Origin of the sequence: Sporocytophaga myxococcoides, from assembly GCF_000775915.1 — a bacterium.
GTDB lineage: Bacteria > Bacteroidota > Bacteroidia > Cytophagales > Cytophagaceae > Sporocytophaga > Sporocytophaga myxococcoides_A.
This window is the reverse complement of the sequence record NZ_BBLT01000012.1, coordinates 1-22,552: the sequence shown is the minus strand read 5'-3', so window position 1 is coordinate 22,552 and position 22,552 is coordinate 1. Positions and strand designations below refer to the sequence as shown.

The 22,552-nt window shown below is 35.1% G+C and carries 20 protein-coding genes; 3 read left to right on the top strand and 17 right to left on the bottom strand.

Annotated elements, in window-relative coordinates; all coding sequences use genetic code 11:
• Positions 1-148: 148 nt before the first annotated feature.
• From MYP_RS21780 to MYP_RS21755, 6 genes are all read right to left on the bottom strand, one after another.
• Entirely contained in the window at positions 149-1,096 is a 948-nt protein-coding gene (locus MYP_RS21780; protein WP_045468396.1) for an AraC family transcriptional regulator, read from the bottom strand.
• A gap of 14 nt (positions 1,097-1,110) precedes the next feature.
• Entirely contained in the window at positions 1,111-1,671 is a 561-nt protein-coding gene (locus MYP_RS21775; protein WP_045468392.1) for an HD domain-containing protein, read from the bottom strand.
• 344 nt (positions 1,672-2,015) lie between these two features.
• Entirely contained in the window at positions 2,016-5,990 is a 3,975-nt protein-coding gene (locus MYP_RS25520) for a pre-peptidase C-terminal domain-containing protein (protein ID WP_052430429.1), read from the bottom strand.
• Positions 5,991-6,621: 631 nt separating this feature from the next.
• Positions 6,622-7,062, bottom strand: coding sequence for a hypothetical protein (locus MYP_RS25515; protein ID WP_052430428.1), 441 nt, complete (start codon positions 7,060-7,062; stop codon positions 6,622-6,624).
• A gap of 76 nt (positions 7,063-7,138) precedes the next feature.
• Entirely contained in the window at positions 7,139-8,533 is a 1,395-nt protein-coding gene (locus MYP_RS21760; protein WP_045468389.1) for an SMI1/KNR4 family protein, read from the bottom strand.
• Positions 8,534-8,738: 205 nt separating this feature from the next.
• Positions 8,739-9,608, bottom strand: coding sequence for a DUF808 domain-containing protein (locus MYP_RS21755; RefSeq protein WP_045468386.1), 870 nt, complete (start codon positions 9,606-9,608; stop codon positions 8,739-8,741).
• Between the two features lie 227 nt (positions 9,609-9,835).
• Here MYP_RS21755 and MYP_RS21750 point away from each other — a divergent pair, with 227 nt between their 5' ends.
• Together MYP_RS21750 and MYP_RS21745 are read left to right on the top strand one after the other, a co-directional pair.
• Complete coding sequence (locus tag MYP_RS21750) at positions 9,836-10,672, top strand: hypothetical protein (RefSeq protein WP_045468383.1); 837 nt, start codon at positions 9,836-9,838, stop codon at positions 10,670-10,672.
• A gap of 267 nt (positions 10,673-10,939) precedes the next feature.
• Positions 10,940-12,361 (top strand): T9SS type A sorting domain-containing protein, encoded by a 1,422-nt coding sequence (locus MYP_RS21745; protein ID WP_081990635.1) that lies wholly within the window; start codon positions 10,940-10,942, stop codon positions 12,359-12,361.
• Positions 12,362-12,722: 361 nt separating this feature from the next.
• Here the strand turns inward: MYP_RS21745 and MYP_RS26815 are convergent, their stop codons facing one another.
• Together MYP_RS26815 and MYP_RS21740 are read right to left on the bottom strand one after the other, a co-directional pair.
• On the bottom strand, positions 12,723-12,845 hold the full coding sequence (locus MYP_RS26815) for a hypothetical protein (RefSeq protein ID WP_262506810.1): 123 nt from the start codon (positions 12,843-12,845) through the stop codon (positions 12,723-12,725).
• Positions 12,846-13,281: 436 nt separating this feature from the next.
• Positions 13,282-14,118 carry an AraC family transcriptional regulator gene (locus MYP_RS21740; RefSeq protein WP_045468378.1) on the bottom strand — a complete coding sequence of 279 codons (837 nt, stop codon included), beginning with the start codon at positions 14,116-14,118 and terminating at the stop codon, positions 13,282-13,284.
• 89 nt (positions 14,119-14,207) lie between these two features.
• On the opposite strand from MYP_RS21740, the gene MYP_RS21735 reads away from it, so the two are divergent.
• Entirely contained in the window at positions 14,208-14,603 is a 396-nt protein-coding gene (locus MYP_RS21735) for a DoxX family protein (protein WP_045468375.1), read from the top strand.
• 149 nt (positions 14,604-14,752) lie between these two features.
• Here MYP_RS21735 and MYP_RS21730 read toward each other — a convergent pair whose 3' ends face one another.
• From MYP_RS21730 to MYP_RS21690, 9 genes are all read right to left on the bottom strand, one after another.
• Entirely contained in the window at positions 14,753-15,226 is a 474-nt protein-coding gene (locus tag MYP_RS21730; protein WP_231570081.1) for a VOC family protein, read from the bottom strand.
• Between the two features lie 72 nt (positions 15,227-15,298).
• Entirely contained in the window at positions 15,299-16,114 is an 816-nt protein-coding gene (locus MYP_RS21725; RefSeq protein WP_045468372.1) for a helix-turn-helix domain-containing protein, read from the bottom strand.
• 173 nt (positions 16,115-16,287) lie between these two features.
• On the bottom strand, positions 16,288-17,292 hold the full coding sequence (locus tag MYP_RS21720) for a PDDEXK nuclease domain-containing protein (RefSeq protein ID WP_045468370.1): 1,005 nt from the start codon (positions 17,290-17,292) through the stop codon (positions 16,288-16,290).
• Positions 17,293-17,478: 186 nt separating this feature from the next.
• Complete coding sequence (locus MYP_RS26245; RefSeq protein WP_156140787.1) at positions 17,479-17,694, bottom strand: hypothetical protein; 216 nt, start codon at positions 17,692-17,694, stop codon at positions 17,479-17,481.
• Positions 17,695-17,908: 214 nt separating this feature from the next.
• Positions 17,909-18,808: a hypothetical protein gene (locus MYP_RS21710; protein ID WP_045468367.1), complete on the bottom strand. Its 900-nt coding sequence runs from the start codon at positions 18,806-18,808 to the stop codon at positions 17,909-17,911.
• A 125-nt stretch (positions 18,809-18,933) separates the two neighbouring features.
• A complete protein-coding gene (locus MYP_RS21705) occupies positions 18,934-19,173 on the bottom strand; it encodes a helix-turn-helix domain-containing protein (protein WP_045468365.1) in 240 nt (79 codons plus the stop codon).
• 214 nt (positions 19,174-19,387) lie between these two features.
• Entirely contained in the window at positions 19,388-20,380 is a 993-nt protein-coding gene (locus MYP_RS21700; RefSeq protein ID WP_045468363.1) for a virulence RhuM family protein, read from the bottom strand.
• Positions 20,381-20,610: 230 nt separating this feature from the next.
• Positions 20,611-21,555: a putative phage abortive infection protein gene (locus MYP_RS21695; RefSeq protein ID WP_045468361.1), complete on the bottom strand. Its 945-nt coding sequence runs from the start codon at positions 21,553-21,555 to the stop codon at positions 20,611-20,613.
• Positions 21,556-21,782: 227 nt separating this feature from the next.
• On the bottom strand, positions 21,783-22,552 hold a 770-nt coding region (locus tag MYP_RS21690; RefSeq protein ID WP_045468359.1), incomplete at its 5' end, for a tetratricopeptide repeat protein.

The window sequence follows — 22,552 nt, the reverse complement described above, 5'->3', positions numbered from 1 at the left end:
CATCACTCCAATGCTTCTTATAGTTAGGACTAAATTATTAATTTACTTATAAGATTCAAAGGGACGAATTGGAGTGACGAATTAAAATATTTTTATCAGTACCGTACTCTCATTTCAAAAGATTGGAAGGAGAGAGAAAAAAAAGACCTCATAATTCCCTGATAGGTATACACATATCAAAAATGTGAAGCTTCTGAGGATGCTTCTCTGGCTCATTTAAGTGATTGATATAAAAATTCCTGTTATCAGGTTGATAACCATTGCTTGGAAACCATTCTTTAAAGACATAATCCCAGGTTGTAAAGCATTCAGCCAAAGTAGCCTCTTTATGTATTACTGCATATTTTCCTCCTGTCAGAATGGTTTTGCCAATAATCCCTTCTCCTTCAATTTCATCAGGAACTGTCAGGCACACATCTGCCTGGATAATCCCTTTGTCATTTGGATTACTTCTGTATACAGTTAAAACTTTTGTTTCAGGAAAATTAACAAGCCCTTTGGGTAACGCCCATTTCAAGAGCGCTTCAATCATTTTTCCAAATGTTTCACTATCGTGCATGTGAATGCTTAAGTTTCTTATGTAAACCACGTGCAATTCAGATAAATCCTTGATCTCTATCTGGATAGATTTGCCTTTGTCCATATTTATTTCTTTTAAGTTATAAATTCTGGTGGCAAGGTAGGATTGAATCTGTTCCTGAAGGTTACGATTGTTGCTATCTTTCTCGCAAATCTTGCTATTTTCTTTGCGCTTGTGATCTCTGAAATCAGTTGGCTTGATTTGATGAATATCTTTGAAAGTTCTGTAAAAGGATGCCTGATTAGAAAATCCACTCCTGAAGGCTATATCAGCAATGGTAGAGGATGGATCATGATTAAGATAGAATACGGATCTTTCTATTCTGGCATTTCTGATAAAGTTATTCACCGTTTGCCCTGTCAGTGCTTTAAAGATGCGATGAAAGTGGAATTTAGAAAAGGTTGATATTTCTGAAAGTTTTTCAAGCGATAGATCTTCATCAAGATGAGCTTTGATATAATCAATAACCTTATTTATTCTAAAAAAATATTCATTTATAGATTGTTCCTTTGTCATTCTTTTACATGCAGTTAATCGATAAACTTCTGATATTCTGTAATCTTATTAGCAAGTCTCATTCCCAGATAGTTGTTGCCAGCTTGCAATTCATTGTGAATTAAACGAGCTTCCTCAAGGTATTCCTTTTTCTTCTCATTAGTCCAATAAAAAGGTGGGGCATATAAATTAGAAATTCTGTCAGCCATTTTGATAGCCCAAATTTCCTTGGGTTGCTCTTTTATGCGGTTTAAACTATCAAGCATTTTTTCTCTTTTTCCACTTATGTTTTCTTTTTTGGTCAATGCTAAAACTCCATTAGCTACTGCACTGCCAAACCTTGATAAAATATCATCATAAGATAAGTTAGTATCTTCAATGGTATCATGGAGAATTGCACATTTTATAGCCAGATCAGAATTCATTCCATCTTCCATAGTAATGGCTGTCATAATTTCAAAAACTACACTGCCAATATGATTGATATATTCTATATGCTCTCCTTGATTCGCTCCCCCGTACTTTTGCCCATCATGGAGTTTTGTTGCTAATTGCCAGGTGTTTTGAATGTCATCAATAGACCATTTTTTGTTCATTGTACTATTAGTTTAAATTTCTAAAAGTTAAAGTTGCTACAATCTTATAATGCAACATAATTCTTTATATTCAGACCAGTTGCGTTTATTTTTTTTTGTATCTCTACCAAGATATGTATTTACGGAATAAGATTCAACGCCGTCGATTGGTCAAGAGATAAAATCCTGGATAGTCTACTGTATTTGGGCTTCAAGTTAATAAAGTAGCTCTCATTGGTGGGAAGAAGTCAGATAGCTTCTGCGAGGTAGTGATCACGACAATGATCAAGTAAGATAAAAATTATTAGAAAAGGCTGCCTGATGAGGGCAGCCTTTTTATGAAGTTATTAAAGATATTGAAGTTATTAAAGTTTAATTAACTTAATTACCCTCTTCTCATTTCCACTGGTGATTTCCAGAAAATAGGTTCCAGGGACTATGTTTTCTTTAATAGAATACTCGACTCCCGGAACAACTTCTTTTTGCTCAAAAACGGTTATTCCTAATGAGTTTTTTAATTCAGCATTGTAATGTTGTTCAGTTTCATTTTCATTTAATATAAATTTTAATTCTTCATTAAATGGATTAGGATATACCTGAACATTTTTTTGAGATGAATTCATAAAATCAATGGCATCTGCATTTGCCAATCTCGCACTTCCAATGCTAGTGCATGAATTTGTAACGCGACTTGGGTCCGAATAATTATTATCTGGTGTCAATCCGAAATATCCCGGTTCGGGGAATGGGAATGTAATTCCATCATTGATACTGCGGTCATAGGCATATTGACCAGTAGTTTCATTTAATTTCCAGTAACACAACAAGCCTGTTTCATTACCATTCAATCCCTTATTCATCTGATCTTGTATAGTGGCCTGAGGTCTTGTAACATCTTTCCAGAAACGAACTTCTTTTATAGTTCCTCTGAAACTTTTCTGAAAGCCAAAATCAGCTCCATTGCCAAAAGCACCTAAAATTATCGGATGAGTATCACCTGTTACGTATGGTGTATTTGTTGGATATTGTTTTAATTGTTCAACAACCTTGGCTCCATCTATATACAAAATTAAATTAGTACCATCGTGTACAACTGCAATATGGTGGCACAGGCCATCTTTAAAATTATATTCATAATATAATTCACCACCATAGTAATAAAAGTACAACAGATCTTTACCAGTCAATGATTCACTTCTTACAATTCCTAATTGACCTATAGTAGGACTACTGAAAATTCCTTCATCAGGTGAATCACTACTACTAAATCTTCCTGGGTAAGGTACCTGATCAGATTTTACAATAGCTTCCAGTGAGAACTTCATATTTGCGTTTTCAATGTGGTGCTTGTTGCTTGCAGGAATATAAATACCAGATTCATCTCCGATAACACCATAATTATCCCCGTTAAACTTCACAGCATTGCCGGAAAGAGTCACGGGCATAGGGACAAAGCTTGTCTGTATTTTATAACATTGGGTTGGGTAAGTAATAGGATAGCTCGTCACCGGTTTCAATTCAATGATGTAATCCCCGGTTGTAGCTGCCGCCACAAGAAAATTTCTTGGCCAGTTCCATCCGGTATTTGAATTACCTGTTATAATCTGTCCAGCCGGGTTATATACAATAATGGAAGTTGGATCTCTATCTTCAATTGAAATGTTCAGTTGACCTCTTTCAGTTACGGTTAGTTTAAAATAATCTACGTCAGTAGCAGCAGTGAATGTGCTTCTGAAACTTCCGTTTAGTGAAGTTACAGTAGCTGTTGCTACAGTGTTATTAGGTTCAAAGAGATTGCATTCCGGAGTAAATGTGTTGGTTAAGTTATAACAACTTAAGTTTGTAGTTGTAACTGAATTAAAAGCCAGGATGGTATATTTTCCCGGAGTGGTTACTGTAAAAGATAATGCCAGGGTATTGCTTTGTGTTAAAAATGTATGGGCTGAGTTGTAAAGCAACAACCAGATTCCTGTAGCAGGTGGGTTGGTAAGGGAAAAGGAAAGCGTTCCCTTTTCAGGTACAGTTACCACGTAATAGTCGTAATCATACGTTGGTAGATTAAAATCTGCAGTAATAGTAGAGTTAAGAGGGATCTCCGGCATAGGCTGAGATGGCTGATTATTGGGTTCATAAGCATTCTGACATGAAAGGATCACATCATTGGTAAGCGTATAGCAAAATCTGCTGTTTGCACCCATATATCCATACATTTCAAGGTAATATGTGCCTGTTGCAGGGACATTATAAGTGATATTTTCGTCTGAAAAACTTCCATTGTATGAACCAGCTACCAGAGTTCCAGATGAATTTAATAGCCTTATATCAATGTCTACAGTAAGACCTGTTAAATTTATTTTCAATACTGATCCTGCAGTTAAATTGATCAGTTTGTAAAAATCTTTATCAGTAGTGGTATTTATTGCTCCCTGTACAGAACTTCTCAAAGGAAAAGCTGTTGCTGCTGCAATACTTTCATTTGGTTCATTTGCGGTTGGACAGTTATTGACTTTTACTGAATTTGCCAATGTGTAGCAACCAGTAGTAACAGCACCACTCACACCAGTTACTCTTATATAATAAAGTCCTGTAGTCGTAGCCAGGTAACTGATTTTTTCATCTGAGGTTCCGTAATTATCAGAGGTGAACAACACAGTACCAGTGGAACTTAGTAATTCCAGTTTTAAATTTGCTGTCAGATTTTTCAATATCAGCTCTATATCCTGATTGGCAGTTGTAACGTTCAGCTTATAATAGTCAACATCTGTGGAAGTTGTAATTGCCGCATTATTTGTTGTATTAACGTTTATCAGAGAAGCTGCTGCGATTGATTCATTCGGTTCAAAATTGTTTCCACATGCACTGAGTTGTCCTGAAATAGAATAAGCTCCTAATGAACCATAGTCAGAATATCCTGTAGTAAGATCTCCTTGCCCTACTCCATCTATTTCCAGATAGTATGTTCCAGTATTAATAGCATTGGAGATATCTACTTTACCTGGTCCTGCCGGATTGTATACAGCGATTTGGCTACCACTTGAGTTTAATAATCTTACCTGGATATCAAGATCACCATGCATCTGTGCCGGTGAAATACTCAGCGCAAGATTTGACTGGGTGGTCGCTGTAAATTTGAAATAGTCTATATCTGTTCGTTTGCTTATGATACCTTTGTTGTTTGCAGCAAGGACGTTTCCTGAACCATCTATAGTCAGATTTCTGGCTGAAGCGGTAGTATTCAGGTCTTCATCTGTTCTATAACCAAAACCATTTAATGTTGTGATTATGTCCAGGTCATCCTGTGGTGTAGTTAGACCAGGGTTGTATGCATTGGGATATTCACATTTACTCCATTGAGACAAAGGGTGGTAATATCCTACGCCCATTATAGGTGCCCAGCCATTATGACCTTCATAATATTCTGATACACCAGTTTTGCCATCATGATCAAGGCCCAAAGTATGTCCGATTTCGTGAGAGGCAGCTTCACCCATATTTTTCGCATTCTGAAGATTACCTGTAAAAACCCAGGCAGGACTAACTAATGGGTTTCCTCCGGAAAAAATTCCGACAAAAGCAACTCCACCTGCAAAAGGGAAAAAATCACTTGTCTCTGTAAATACAACTCTCATTCTTCTGTTGGCCGGAGCTGCATTGTACACACTCAAACTTGTAGTAATATTCAATTGGAATGGTAAAAAATCTTCAGATACAACATTGAATATTTCCTGAATCTGAGTAGCATTTACAGCGGCAGCCTGTGCATTTATAATATTTCCGTTGTTATACCAAGAATTCCAGTATGTATCTGTTACAGTTTCTCCGTCGAAGTCCAGGTAAACTACCGCACCTGCACCAGGTAAACTTTGTAAACTGTAAATCGGATCTCCGGACGGTGGGGCTTGTGCTATAGGAGGAGCCTGGGAAGTCCCAGGGATATTGGAGGCATATTCAACACACATCACTGAGTTAATATTAACTTCCTTTGATTTTACTTTTCCTTTTTCTGTATAATATCTGAAGGCTTGCTTTTTGTCTTTCAGAACTACCAGTCCTTCTACACCTTTCTCTGTGTATGTAAATTGAAAGCCCGCAGAGAGTTCATCTTTTAAAATACCGGCAACTGTTGTAGCTCCATTCCTGACTTTATCATGGTTTACTTCACCCCTGAATGCTTTGTCTTTTCCTGGCAGGTCAATATCAAGGGCTCTCTTATTTTTTATTTTTCCTTTAAAGGAATCAATAGAGCCATGATCTTTCTCTTTGTATTTCTGGGCAAACGCCTGGTGCCCTAAAATCAATAGAAGTCCTCCTGTGAGAAGGAGTAAATTCATTTTTCTCATAGATTAAATGGTTAAAGTTAAAAGTGAATTAAAAATTAAAATTGATCAGTTTATAAAATGATTGGATTAGTGATTTAGCTGACTAGTACAAATTCTTGTATAAATTTGATCTATTGAAATAAAGCTACTTGATCTTGTGATTCATTAAATTCCCATTTCAATAATATCTACTTCGATCTATGTGATATTTATTATTAGTGTATGTGCAAAGGAATACCAGGCTTACTTCAAAATCAATAACCAATTCTGGTCATTTTTTTATAGATTGAACTATTGTTCAAAGACTTGTTTTTGATTTTAATATAAAGATCCAAGTTCACTTCGCAATTCAATTGCGACCGAGTTTTAAATAACAAGTTCTATTAAATAAAAATAAGAGTGGAAGAATTGTGAAAAATACTTTTTTGGTAAATCTTATAATTATATGAAAATAGGGTATTGATTTTTATAAAGGTAAACGGGGTTTGATATAGAAAAAAAAACTTATCCATCCTTTCCGATAAAATTTATTCAAAATGTAAGTTTTGAAAAGTTCCATACTGCGACTATTGTGAAATGTTATTGAACCTTGATTGATGTTCGTATAGTCTTTTAATAGAGTGGGATGTTAGTAAAGTCGAATATTACTACTTTATATTTGACCTTTTCTATTTATTTCCTTGTCCCAATTCTGCAAACGTTTTGTGGCAAAGGAAGCAATTGTTGTATTTGCGTTCTTTTCAATTTCTTGTAAATATTGTTTTGCTTCTTCTGTTCCAATATCTGCAAGAGCCCAAGTACATTTTCTTTGTAAAGGATAGTTATCGTTCCAATTTTGATATTCAAAGTCCGAAAAGGCAATATTGAATAAAGATTTTGAAGCTACGGGTTTTTTTATGAATTGGAAACTTGAAGCGATGTCTTCGTGCATGAAATGCCAATCAGATTCAAAAATTACACATAGAAGTAATAAAATTTCTTCATCTCTTTGATACTTTAGAATTAAACCAACGGCTTTTTCTTCAACAGCAATATGGTCTTTAGAAATTATGATTCTCTTTATATCATCTATATCTGTTTGTCTGGAATTCATTTCTACTGTTTGAAAGTATTTTTTTTAGTGACATATTTTTAGTTATGGGCAGAAGTCATGTGGTTAACGGAGGTCTTTATTTCCATATCTCATACCATTTCTTTGTTGATTGTTCTGGAATGTTTTGATTTAAAATTGTTTTGTTTGTTAATCCATAATCAGCAAGTCTATGATTAAGATTTGCAAGAATATAATCTTGTTCTATTGGAAATCTTTCTGCAATTTGTTTATAATGGTTTAATAATTTTTTGTCCTTTACACCTGATAAGGCCTGCAAGGTTGAATGTACCACCTTGTTTGATTTGTCTTGTAGTCCTTCAATAAAGCAATCTAAATAGTCTTTCTTATTTTTTAATAGTCCCAGTGTGTAAAATGCTTGCGCTCTTATATTATCATTAATATTTTTGGTAAACGGTTCAATAAGCCTTCCATAGTCAGTGTTTGTTTCTTTTAGTAAATAGGAACAGAATCTAAACGTTTCATCATTATCAATTCTATGAATATTATTCTCAATAACGGTTATCCATTCTTTGCTTTTATCTTTTGCATACCAGTATATAAATTGAAATGCGGAACATAAATCTGTTTTTGTTAATTCAATTAAATAGGGTTTTGCTCTTGCGTAATCTGATTTACTCAGCAACTGGATTAATTTATTTTTAGGTTCAGAATTGATGTTGATTAAATTTTCAATTTGATTTAAAGTATGGTTGGATAAGGAGTTTTTATTCAATAGTCCGCTTAAATTATCATTTTTCTCCTCCATATCCTTAGAGGTTAGAAACGAAGCTAATAATTGCTCTTCTGAGCCACCTTTCCTGTATCCGAATGAACTTGGGACATCCTTAATCAGTTCACCTGAAATTACTTCATCCAGCCATCTTTCATACCAATCCAAAAAATTATTCTCAAAGGTGAATTGAGGTTTTTGCCTGTCTATATCAAGATTCACAACTCGTCCTTTATGTGGTCCATTAAGCACAATACCGTGAATGTAGGAGCAGCCTTGAGAGCCAATTGGTAGTATACCTGCCCATAATATACCTGATTTTACATCGAAATCTTCATTAGATATTGCTTTGTTTTCTTCTGGATTGCTGGTTATGCTCTTCCAATACTCATCAGTCATTTTCGGCATTATGATGCAGCCATTTTTTAAGTATTCTTCGGTATTATTATAAATCAATTCATTGATATTTACTCCTACCGGATAAATTCCGTAAAATGGTCCTGCCGCAGAATTTTGCGAACTAATGCCGCCATTCCCAATATGGAGTATAAATGCTTTATAACATTCAGGTAATTCAATAGAATATTTAGCCTCAATTTCGCTAACTTTTTTTAGTGTTGCCGGCTCATGAATGATGTATCTATGGCTTGCAGCTCCAAAAACTTTTAAATTTTTGTCTGTATTTTTAGCTTCAAGAAGTTTTTCTTTTATTCGTTGGATTTGTTCGGTGTAATTTGTCATGGGTATTTATGTAAGATTCAAAGATGCCTATTTGATCAGTTTGAAAAATGTTTGGGTAATATACAGCATTCTTCCATTCAATAGAATGATAAAAAAAGTACTCTCATTTGCGGGCTGAGGTCAGATAGACTTCAGCCCGCAGAATGTATTCTTGTAATCCTCAATTAGTACAGAAGGACTATTGAGATTTACATAATCAATGACTTTACTTTTTACCAAATGAAACAACTTTCTTTCCTGCCAAAACCAGTCCTACTACTAAAAGCCCCGCAACCAATCCTATTAAAAACTCTTTGATAACATCATGCAATCCCGGGAAAAGATGATGAAACGCCTCTATATTATGAACAAATATGCCTCCGGAAACCAATAGCAGAGCAATGGTGCCAACAACAGATAAGAACTTAATAATGTATGGAAGCAGGCGGACTAAAAAATGGCCGACTTTGGATATAAATCCTTTGTTTTTAGAATCTCTTATGAGTTTGTAGCCAAGATCATCTGTTTTTACTAGGAGACCCACTAAACCATAAACACCAATAGTAGCTATAATTGCTACCACTGACACAGTAAGGATCTGTATTGTCAGGCTTTGGTCTAAAACGGTTCCCAATGCAATGATGACAATTTCAATAGAAAGAATTAAATCCGTCCTGACTGCTGATTTAATTTTCTCTTTTTCAGCTGCTGCATTATCTTCTTCAGTGCTTTCTTCTTCAGTCTCTGTATCATTTTTAGGGTGAGGGAAAAAGTATTCAACAATTTTCTCAGCTCCTTCATAGGCTAAATAAAATCCTCCAAGAACAAGGACAATTTTTATAACTATAGGAAAAAAGAAATTAAACAATAAGGCCAGCGGGATAATAATAAATTTGTTAAGTAAAGATTTTTTTGTAATTGCCCAGATTACAGGTAGTTCTCTCGAAGAAAGATATCCTGTTGCTTTTTCTGCATTTACTGCTAAGTCATCACCTAAGATTCCCGCTGTTTTCCGTGTTGCCATTTTGCTGGTTATCAGAACGTCGTCCATTAAAGCAGCGATGTCATCTAAAATAGCCAGAATACCAGAAGCCATAAAATTTTTGATTTAAATATTAATGTTAAAGATACGGATTATTCACTAAAAAGTCTGTCGTTGTTTACCGGAGAAAAGGATTGATGCCATCGCTTCAAGCGATGGCATCAATTAGAAATCAGTTAGGAGTTTCTTAGTGAAAAGCAGTTGGCAGGCTGTGGATGAAACGGAGCTGCTTTGTTCGGGTTGAGAATCAGTTAACTTTGTAAGGGAAGTTTTCTAAAGCGATGACAATAATTCCGGAAGATATTCATACATTTTTGTATTGGGTAAAAGATAGAACGGAGGCATATTGGGCCAATAATTCAAATCTTATAAATCCATTGGAGGATGACACTTGGCTTCATGGTGCAAAATGGATTGGCATGGAAGAAGCTCAGATTGGCGAGATTGAAATTAAATACTCAATCAGGTTTACTCCGGAGCATCGGGCTTTTTTAAAAGTTTTACACACATTAGACCGTAAAAAGCCTTTGACCGAAGATCATGTTTTTGAAACACCTGATGGTGTTTTAATTACTGAAAAATCAATGTTTTATAATTGGCTGACAGATGATGGTGAAATCAGAATGATGTTACACTGGCCGTATAAAACTATCCGGCACGATGTTCTAAAAAGTGCATGGTTAGACTCCTGGGGAGAGATTCTTCAATCTCCTTTGGAAAGAGAAAGAATCTTTGCAGAGTGGTACAAGCAATCACCTGAATTATTGCCATTGTATGCTCACCGGTTTTTAATAAGTGAACCTCAGCAAGGAGGAAATCCTGTTCTTTCAGTTTGGGGAGCAGATACAATTGTTTGTGGATGGGATCTTCGAAGTTATTTGCTTAGTGAGTTAGAGGTAGAGTTGGGTTTAACAGAACCCTATTTTGATGAAGAAGACCAGGAGTGGTATTGCAGATCTATAAAAGAAGCTCAGCTCATCCGTGATCATGGATATATTGCCAATAAAGAAATTCCTTTCTGGGGTGAATTGATAGAACACTCAAGCGGAGGTTGGGTTTACAGCCCTTCTGAATGGTATAACAAGTTAGATTCGAATGAGTCAGATGGAAAGAAGTGATGTTTAAAGCATCATCTTTCGTTGGTTTTTTCTGATGTGAAGTATATCCACAAATTATTAAGCTATAATCAGAATTCAGACCGCTATGCCAGATGATTGAAAATGATGAGGATTAAAAAGGTGTTGTTTGTCAAAGGTTTATTGATTGGGAAGATGAAACATTTCTTAAGCGAGAATCAACGGTTGTTAAGGGAAAACAGCATTAGATTAATTGTTGTTGGGTTCTTCAGTCTGTAAATCATAAACTTATGCAAAAAACAAAACCGCATGAGAAAACTTAGACAATCTGTATGCAGTATTTTAATGATACTGGCCATTGGCAATGTTAGTGCTCAGACCCCTGCGACTGAACTGGTTTATCCGAAACCTCAGCATCCATCAGAATTCGGAACAGCTGTTTCAGTGTATGATCAATACACCGTTGCTGCCTCCGAATTTGAAAACGATGTATACTTTAACGGAAATACCAACACTTACTTCGGTACCGTAAGATTATTCAAGAATAATCAATTTGTTAGAAGGTATACCAATGGAAATGGCGCAAACCTGGGATTAGGAAAAAAACATTCAGTTGCTATAGGACAACATGCTATTGTTGCAGGAGTAATCTACAGGTATCAAAATAACGTGCAGTCCGGAGGTGTATTACTTGCGCACAGATTGTCTAATGGTGATTACCAAAGTTCCTTTACTTCGACATTAGTTCCGGACCCAGTCGATAATGAATCCAATCTTAATTTTGGTGCTGCGGTAGCAATTGATGGAGACTGGATTGCTGTTGGTGCTACCGGAAGACACAATGCTCTCGGTGGTGTTTATATGTTCCAGAGAACAGGCGATCAGCAGTGGACAAAACGAGGATGGATATTTACACCTATGCTTCCATCCGGAGCCAGATTTGGTAAATGCATAAAAATATCAGGTGGGCAGATGATCGTTACAGGAGGATCTTCTGTTTACATTTACTCATTACAAAATAATGGGACCTGGTTACAGGATTACGCGTATACCAATTCGGTGTATGGTTATTCTGATGTGGATATTACCAATAATTATGCTATTGGCGGAAGAGATGGGGAGCCAGCATTAGTCTTTAAAAAGTCAGGCAATGGTGTTTGGTCTCTTTATCAAACAATCACAGGAACACCGAGATTCGGATTAAATGTAGCTATCAGCAATCAGAACCTGGTTATATCAAATGACTTAAAAATTTTCTATTATCAACTTCAAAACAACTTCACACTAATCGGATCCATGTATATTCCATCTACCAATGCTGCTACAGGCAGACTTGACAAAGTTAGAGTGGGATCTGATGTCGATATTCATGGTGATCGAATCATTGCCAGTGCTGTTAATACCAATTATCTTAGTGGAACTAATCAGGGAGCGGTATTTACAGACTTCTTCTACAACGGATTTGCAAATCCGAACCACTTACGAGCGGAAAGTTTTGAGACAGAAACGGCTTCTCAGTTCTCCATTTACCCGAACCCTTCAGTTTCTAATGTATCCCTGGATTGCGAAGGTGTGGTATTAAAAGTAACTGCTACCAACATTGAAGGAGTTAATATACCTGTAGAATTTAGTGGTAATACTCTTTTGGTTGAAGACTTCAAACCTGGTTTGTATTTCCTGAATGTTGAAACATCTACAGGTTCTTATAAAACCAAGTTTGTTAAGCAATAAGTATATGAATCATTTGACTTGTCCGGAATAACAGGGCAAGGATATAGATACGCTCCATTTGATTAAGGCCTCGGAAGGAAATCTTTCGGGGGCTTTTTTGTTTAAGCTAGAAATCATCAAAAGGATTTGAATAAATGTCTGCTCTGAATTGACGCCATCGCTTCAAGCGATGGCGTCAATTATAAAGGTTGAATGATTACAATCAGAAGCTTTTTATTCTGGAAGGTGAAGGTTCTTCGATTCCTGCCATGTCACCGCAAGTTATAAACTTGCTCTTATTTGTAGGTTGAAGTCAGATAGACTTTAACCAGAGGGGCAGGAAGGTAAAATATCAGATTTCGCCAGCCGGGCTCCTGGGAGCTTAAGGAGTGCTCCTGACTCTTTTAGAAGTGCTTCTGAATGATCCGGAAGTAAGCCTGAGCTGTTCAGGCTTAAACTCGGAGGTCTGAGGCTTAAGCCTGGAATTTTTATGCTTAAGCCTCATGTCTTTATGCTTAAGCCCGGACCGTTCAGCAGTCTTCTGATTCTTCCATGAGTATTCCTGGAGGAGTCAGGAGCTTTCCCGGAATATAAGGAGGTTTCTGGAGTTTCCAGAAGTAAGCCTGGAACAGCCAGGCTTAAGCTTGGATCTCTCGGGCTTTAGCCCGATTGTTCGGGGCTTAAATCTATAATAAAAGTTGAATGATCGCGATCAAGGGCATTGTATTCTGGGAGATGGAGGAGATTGAGTTTTAGGGAGTGGGTGATACTATTGATGTGTTTGGGAATCCTTGTTTTGAAAGGGGGCTATTGAGTATCTCCTTCAATTCCTGCCATGAACAGCAAGTTAATAAACTTGCTCTCATTTGTGGGTTGAAGTCAGATAGACTTCAACCAGACGGGGGGTGATTAGCCTACCTATGAGTTGTTAGGATATCTAGCTACTCTTTACTATTTGTTTTTCTATATTCGGTTGGACTAAGACCCTTATATTTTTTAAAAGCTTTATTCATATGACTTAAATCTGTAAATCCGAATTCGTCACAGATTTCACTAAGTCTCATTTGAGTATAAAGAAGCCTGGTTTCAACTAGTTTTATTTTGTACTGTGTAATGTATTGCTGCAGACTTTCACCAGTATGTTTTTTAAAATATTCACTTATGTATGTAGCAGAAATGTTGAACTGGTCTGCCATTGTTTCTGTCCTTAATTTTTCCGGTGAGTAAATGTTCTCATGTATATAATTTAATAATGAAACTGAATCTTTAGAAGAGGAAGGTAAAGATCCAGATTCATTTAAGAGTGTTATGTTCCTTGCAGCTATTGTAATGATCGTGTTGATGAGTTGTGTTATGACCTCATGATGATTTGGATTACGTTTTTGATTTTCACAGATAAGGCCTAGGGCAAGGGCTCTGATCAGAGGTTTATCTGTAACTGTTTTTAAAATACATCCTGGAAGATGATTGTGGTTATGGAAAATATATTCAACCTTTTTAATCCATTCTTTGCTTTGATTTTTTAAATAACTGTCATTAAACCGGATAAACAAAAATCTGGTAAAGGTCTTTACTTCAAAACTATGCTTGTCTTGCGGGAAAACAAGAAATAGTTTATCCGGGTTATAAGGAAGTTTATGCTCATTAACGATTTGTATTCCTTCTCCTTCAAGGATAAAGATCATTTCAAAAAATGTGTTCTTATGTGACCTGGCAGAGTATGAACTTACTTCCAGAATATCAAGCTCAAAGGGGTGATGGATATTTCGGATTTCCATACCTGTGAATGTACAAATTTATCCATTGTTCTTACAAGTCCTTGCTGTAAATCCTGAATAAATTTGATCCAATAAAAATTAAATGCGGTATGAATACAATAGCTTATTTATTATTAAGGCTTGCAATAGGCGCAAGTATGTTTGGTCACGGTCTGGTTCGTTTTCCAAAGCTTTCCTCATTTAGCAGCTGGATGGTAACGGGATTTGAAAAATCCATTCTGCCTCAGGCATTAGTAGTGTCTTTCAGCTATGCTTTGCCTTTCATAGAGTTTGGTGTAGGTTTCCTTTTGATTATCGGGCTTTTTACTGAAGTAGCACTGATCTCCGGGACTGCAGTTATGATACTACTTATATTCGGTAGTTCTCTTATAGAAAGCTGGGAAGCAATTCCTTCCCAATTAATACATGTGATGATTTTCGTGTGGTTGCTTCAGTTTAAAGGGGGGAATGGTATTTCGGCTGATCAGTTGTTTTTTAGAAAGTAAATCAGATTTACATAATTGTATTTTATAAAAATGTATAGAGAATGTATAGGCTATTTGTCTTTCAAGCGTAAGGTATAAACTTGCTCTCATTTGCTGGTTGAAGTCAGATAGACTTCAACCAGAGGGGAGGCGCTGTCATTGGCGATTTTTTAGTTTTCTGTTGGTGGCGAATATTTTACAATGTCAATACCAACTCCGTTAGGGTCTTGAATTGCAAAATGTCTGTCGCCCCAAGCTTCGTTGCGAATATCGATTTTGATTTCAACACCTTTGTCTTTTAACTTTTTGTAAATACTGTCCACGTCATCAACTTCAATAGTCAAATAAGCACCTTGATTTTGAAAAGGTGCTTGAAAAATCGGTTGCTGACTTGGGTGGTTTGGAAGCAAAAAACTTATTTCTGCTTCGTGATTTGGCGTGTGCAACAAAAGGTAAAATTCATTTTCAAATGTTACGCCAAAGCCCAATGTCTGTGTGTAAAACGCTTTTGTTTCCGCTAATTTTTCTGTTATGATACCTGCATTTAATTTCATTTTGTTTTCCTTTTTAATTGTTAAATTTTTCTGTGAACAGCCCATAACCAAAAGGCAAATCGCTGTAATGGTTAAAACTATCCGTTTCATTTTTATTGAATTTAATTAACGGAACAAAGTTCACACAGAATAAACACTTGAAATAGTAAAAATCGGACAAGTTCATCTTCCAAAGGCTTTGCTGGGAGTTACTCCATAAAAATTTTTGAACTCTTTGATGAAATGTGATTGGTCATAATAACCTACATCAAAGAATAGTTTGTTTTGTCGTAAACTTTGACTTGAAGGTTTTGCTTTAAGGATATTTTGAAACCGGACAATCTTGCTGAAGGTCTTGGTTGTATCACCTATGTAAAACTCAAAGAGTCTACGAAGTTGTCTTGTGCTGATACCAGTATTTAATTCTTTTTCAACGTCAAGAACTCCGAATTTTTTCAAGATAATTTCTATCGCTCCGTATAATCGGCTATCATAGTCAAATGTGCTTTTGGTAATTTGATCAAGAAAATAGTTGTCGAGCAAAGTTCTGATTTTTTCTTGTTGTTGATTTTCGTTGAAACTATGTATAATAAAGTCGGACAAATATGGAACAACTAAATGCAAATGTTCAAAGCGATTACTTAATTCCATTGCATTGATCCCAAAAAGTTGCGGAAACATTGTCGGTAAAAATCGAACGCCAACATAATTAAATGTGTTTTCGAGAGGAAATTCAGTAAACTTCTTGCAGAAACCCATAACATAATTTTCCTGCGGATTATTGAGTTCAAAATAGATATCGATACAACCGTCAGCTACAACACGATAATTAAACTGTTCGGTAAGTATTTGTGTTGTTTTTAGTTGCCAATAGCAATAAATGAATGGTTGAAGTTTTATGTCAGGCAAAAATTCAATATAGGTAACCTTTTCAGCCGATTGCTTTACTGTCGGTTGAATTGGGTTGTATAAGTTTCTTATTTCTGTTGCTATGTTCAATTTTTGTTAGCGAGATGTTGGTTAAAATGTCTTATAACGTAAGCATATGGCATGGCCAGCAGATTTTAAAGCAGGTAAGTATCCTCCTAAACCGAAGATAGGTAAAGCTCAGAAGTATCGGCTTCTACAGAACCTGCTGGTCAGGCCTATGCATTGTTAGCGGTTTTGTTAGTTTATTCTTCGTCTTCAATTATATGTTTTAAATCTTCTTTGCTTGGTAAAACAGTTTGATATTTACTTGCAAAAATTTGATCATTATTCTCAGGCAAAGTGTATTCCACAACAGCTTGGCTTTTGTTTTGACAAAGAACAATTCCTATAGTCTTGTTTTCATCAGGCAATCTCATTTCTCGGTCATAGTAATTAACATACATCTGCATCTGTCCTAAATCCTGATGAGTTAATTCTCCTATTTTTAAATCTATTAATACAAAGCTTTTAAGAATTCGGTTATAAAACACCAAATCTACTCTAAAATGTTTGTCATCAAAAGATATCCGTTTCTGCCTTGCTACAAAGGTAAATCCTGTTCCAAGTTCAAGTAAAAAATGTTCTAATTTATCAATCAGTTTTTGTTCCAATTGATTTTCAGAATATACAGAATGCTCCGGTAAACCAATAAATTCTAATACATAAGGGTCTTTAACTGCATCTTTAGGATGTTCGATAACTAATCCCTTCTGCGATAGTTCCAAAACTTTATCTTTATCTCTGCTTAAAGCCAAACGAGTATAAAGTGCACTATCATACTGACGTTGAAGCTCTCTTAGACTCCAATTGTTTTTAGCTGATTCAATCTCATAAAATCTACGTTCTTTATCATCATCAATCCTCATGAGTTTTAAGTAATGAGACCAACTCAGCGCGAATTCGTCAGACAGTGTCTGACCTTTTGAATATATCTGATAAAATGAACGCATTTGCTTAAGGTTGGTAGCAGAAAAACCTTTGCCAAACTCTTGATTGAGCCTTATTGAAAGTTCTTCGATTAGCTGCTTACCGTATTCTGCCCTGTCTTTACCATTCTGCTCTTCTTCAACAATGAGTTTGCCAATCTCGAAATATGTCCGAACCATTGTATGATTAATATTTCGAATTACTGAGTTTCTGGCCTGATTTAGTAAACTGGCTATTCTTTCAAAAAAATCTGATGGTTTGTTAATCAATCCGCTCATCATGCAAAATAGTTGATTAGGCTGAAATTTAAGAAAAAGGGTGATATTGAGCAGGAATTTATTTCCAATAACCGCTAATGTTTTCTGGCTTGGAGATGATGACGATTTTCACCACAAATGTTGATGCGGAGAATTCCTTTTGAATTTGTTTTGATATTTCTCTGACCAAGCATATTTCCAATCCAAATATCATTTTCTACCTGTACAAATTGGACCTCGCCCCAAGTCAAATTTATTTTTAGATTGATACCATTTTCTATATTCAGTTTCTGGTAATTTCCATCTTTTTGAAATTGACATGACAAACCCTTTTCCCCATCCACCATTGCAAACATGAACTATTATTTTGTTTCCTGACCCCACAGGTCTTGTCGCGTCACCTTTTGTATATTCTATTGCTTCCATTTACATGATTATTAAATATCACTATTCTTAAGTGTACAGAGTGAAAATTTCGGAGCGGTACAATCGCTATTCTCGTAAATCCTTGTTTGGCAACGAGGATTATAGGCGTATTGGGCATCTTCTTCTATTTCCGCCCTGCAACCGCAAGTTAATAAACTTGCTCTCATTTGTGGGTTGAAGTCAGATAGACTTTAACCAGAGAGGGGGCCTTTTCTCAAGACGCTTTTTGTTCATCAATTCTTGCCTTCTCTTTTTCTAATAACAGTCTTGGATTAAGTTCAACTTTATCCTTAAGTTCTTTAAATTTAGGCTCCAATTCTTTTACCGTTTTTATGAAATCTGCAACTTCTTTACCCTCTACCGTATCTCTGCCATGAGCTACTTGATTTCTGACATTTCTGAAGTCAAATAGTTTTCTTCTTACTTTCTCATCTACATCCACACCATACTCTGACATCAAGCGAGACACGTTGTCAGGATTGAAAAATCTAAACATTGACATTCGATAATCCCGCTCCTCGCCAACAGCTTGACTCATAATAAGCTCACGTATTTCATTTGTTTGTCCTTCCATATATGCATAAGCAGATAACAAAGCTCCAACTGGGTGAACTTTAATTAGCTTATTGAGTTTGTCTAATTCAGTTTCCGTAGTCACAGAACGAAGTTTGAATACTGCAAGGTCTTCTGGTTGTAGAAAGTCCTCCAATATCTTCTCAATATCAAGTGAATAGTTTTGCTTGAGAAACTCGCTAAAGAAATCATAAGTAGCTTCCATATAAAAAATAGTCGTCAACTCATTCGGAAATCCATATCGATGTTGTAATGCATTGCGTTCATCAATTAATAACTCCAATTTATTCAAATGCGGTATCTTGATACCTTTGTCCTTTGAGAGTGTTTCAATAGCACCTGTTATTGTAACTGTTTCTTTTGGATTTTTGTATATCGATAGCCCTAAGTCAAGCATTAGGTCTTTAAAAATTAATTCAACAGCATTAGCCAAATGCAGAATTACAAATTTCCTGTCTCTTTCAGTTCCTCTATTAAAATGCTCTATCGAATGTGAAAAGAGATCAAATGAACTCTGAAATAATGGTGATGTGTATGCCATGTTTTATTGTCTGTTATGGTTGCCGCTAACATTTGAATAAACGGCCATATGGTTTTTCTTATACCCCTAATCTAACAAATTTTTAACTTTAAATGGAAGAGCAAGCATTCCCCAATTCATTTCCTTCAACCCATATTTTTTATTCCATATTCAAAGTCAAAAAAATCAGCAATAGGTGTATTTAAACCTCTGGATATTTTTAAAAATGTAGTAAGTGTTATATTGGATCCGGTTGATGTGAGCTTTACAAGGTTACCTTTGTCTATTCCTGTTTTATGGACCAGATCCTGAAAAGGCATTTCTTGTTCCTGCCTTAATTGATTTATTCGTTCACCAAGTTTCTTTAGCAATTTTTCGTCTGTCATTTCTGATTCTTTTTTACAATTGAATTTATCTATGTGAGATTTCGGGGGGGTCGATTGTCTCAAATAAGCTTAACGGTGAGCGTATGAAATGTACCGGGATTTAAAGTGTCAAAGTATCCGCCTGCACCGAAACCTGCACACCTTTAAAAATAAACAAAAGGTGCAGGATTTAGAAGTACTGCACTTTCCTTAACTTGATCAGCCAGGTCGTGCTTTATTCTTTTCCTTTAATTTTTTTTATTTCTTTATCAAAGTCAGATTCGTAATTCTTATCTTGGATGATTCGATATTTTTCATATTCTTGTTCCGCTTTTAATTTAGCCTCTAATGCAGAAATTTTGCCTTTATCATTTAAAATCGGATAATTTGATAATTCTAAAAATTGGTGTAAAAATTTTAACCAATCCTGCATGGTTGTAGGAATTTGTCGTTCTGCTCTACTTTCAGCTAAATCCAGATAAGCGGAAACAATCCTGTTAAGTTCTCGAATGTGTTGTTCAATTAAGTAGTTCTTTGCAATCGATACATCAGATTTTAATATTTTACCATCAGGTGCATATTTCCAATTGGTCAGTCCCATGTATAGTTTAGAAGCATCAGCTGAACTGTATATTATTTCAGCAGCGGTCTTACCGGTAATTGCCCAATGCAGCTTGTTTTGAACAGTTGCAAAAAAGTCTTTTGTCAATGAATCATTACTGTCATAATCAATTGAAAGGGAATATATATCGGTAATTTTTTGGTAAAACCTTCTTTCGCTTGCCCTGATTTCACGAATCCGCTCAAGTAATTCATCAAAGTAATCCTTGCCAAATTGTTTTCCTTGTTTTAATCGTTCGTCATCTAAAACAAACCCTTTGGTAATAAATTCTTTTAATAACTTAGTTGCCCATATCCTAAATTTTGTGGCTTTATTTGAATTAACTCGGTATCCAACGGCAATAATTACGTCAAGACTATAAAACGTTGTCTTATATTTTTTTCCATCATCGGCAGTATGTTCCAAAATGGAACTAACTGAATCTTCTTGTAATTCACCACTTTCAAAAATTTTCTTTAAATGCTTAGTGATTGCAGGTCTTTGCACGCCAAAAAGATCTCCAAGAGACTTTTGAGTCATCCAAAAGGTTTCATCCTGATAGAATACCTCTATTTTGATGCTACCATCATCTCCCTTATAAAAAAATATTTCTGATTCTTTTGACATTTAATTTTCACTCAAAAATAAAACTTTTACTGATGTACTATAATGTATGGTTTCTTTGCATAACGGTTAATATATAAAATGTGCCGGGTTTAGAACTGCTTCACTATCCGGCGTTACCGAACCCTGCACTCCTTTAAAAGTAATAAAAAAGTGCAGGATTTAGATGCACTATTCTCGACTTCCAAACATCAGACAGGCATATTTTATATACAATGTTAGCAGAAGTTACATTATTGTCCATACGCAGTCCTATCGTATTCTTCTAAATGTTTGTGATTAATAATTAAAGAATCATCTAGATTTTTTAATACTGCATATTTTTCAATTAGAGGTTTAAATTTTTCACGACCATGTACATGTAAACAATTATAAAATATTATGATTTGCTCGTAACTTGATAATTGTGCTCTGGCAATTGCTGCATAAGGACTTTTGTCATCAATATCTGAATTATCTATAAACTTGAAAATCCTATATATTACCCTAAAATAATGGCTTAAGTCCGCTTTCTCATTATCATATAAAGTGTCGTATGCTTTTAATGAATCAGCTATTGAAGCATCGTCTAATTTATCATTTGTACTCGCTTCCCCATATTTTATGTTTTTAAGATGATGTCTTAATCTTAAGTAAAAAATATTAAAACATTCACGTCCAGAAGTAGTAACCACCTTTGTTTTTCTGTCTCTTATGTCTAAGCTAGTAACAATAGTATTAAATAGGCTGATAAGTTGAAAAAATGTATTTTCAAATCTTTGTTGTTTAAGAGTAGAATTTTGTTCTTTCATTTCTTCCTTTTGACCTGCTAGTTCCAATCTAGTATATTTTACTTCTAATTGGCTATACATTAACTCCAATTGTTGGTTAAGCAATTGTTGTTTTTGACCAAGAAACGCTACATAAATAAAAAACAATCCAGCTAATGCCCAAATAGAAGCAACACTACCTCCTAAAAAATCACCTAGCAAGTTTAATGCAAATCCCTCTTCCGAATTTTTACAAATGAAATATAATATTGAAAAAATACTTACAACTATTCCTGACCAAACAAAGCCCCAAGCCCAATTTGTATAAAGATTTATTTTATTTTCAAGAATGGATAATTCTGAAGTTATTTTACTTTGCCTATTCTTAATCCTTTCTGATGTTTCTTCAATATCTTTTTCTAAATCCATTGTATTAATCTAAACTTTTGGTGTACTTATATGGTGTGACTTAATTTCTGCTAACAGTTAGTGTATGACATGTGCCGGGTTTTAAAGTGCTAAAGTATCCGCATGCAGGGAACCCAGCACACCTTTTAAAAAATAAACAAAATGTGCGGGACTTAGAAGCACTGCCCTTTCCGTAACATCATCAACCCGGCATATTTCATACACAATGTTAGGCATGGTAATCATTTTTAATGGCAATATTTTAAAATAATATCCAATACCGCATTTTCAGAAACTTGTTTGTCCAATTCAGACGATCTGCTCCAATTTTTACATGCATTTTCTTTATTGCTATTTAAATAATTAATAATTCCTTTATAATAATAAACTGAAGCTATTATTGGGTTATCCTCCTTTGATTCTGGCAAGTTTAGACTAATTCGCTTTTTATTACTTGATTTTGCTTTTTTATCAATTTCTAACTTCTCATTAATGGCAATGATTGAGTCAAGAATGATTTCAGATTTTTCAATCTCATTTAATTTCAAATAACAAAAAGCTTTCAATAAAAGAAATTCTTGATTTCTAGAATGCTTTTCAAGTAATTTTTCATAATAAGATATTGCACCATAATAATCACCAAAATCTAATTTTAATCCAGCGATATTAGTGTAAATCATATTTTCAGGTGCGTCATTGTTATCAAGGGATTTTTTATAATTTTCAAGAGCATCAGCATAAAATTTTTTAATTTTTTCTTTATCTGCATCTTTCTGCCAATTAAGAATTCTAAAAGATTCATGTGCTGAATAAGCTTTTGAAAAGTAATTTTTACCATTTCCAATAAAAGCAGTCTTTGAAATAATTCCTGCGTTAACTATTGAGTCGGGAAAAGATTCTGTTATTTTTTTATTCTCATGTCCTCCATTCTGACTGGTACACGCCCCAAAAAAAAGAATAATTAATGCAAAAGTTAAATGTATATTCATCGGTTTTTCTTTATCATGCCTAACGTTTT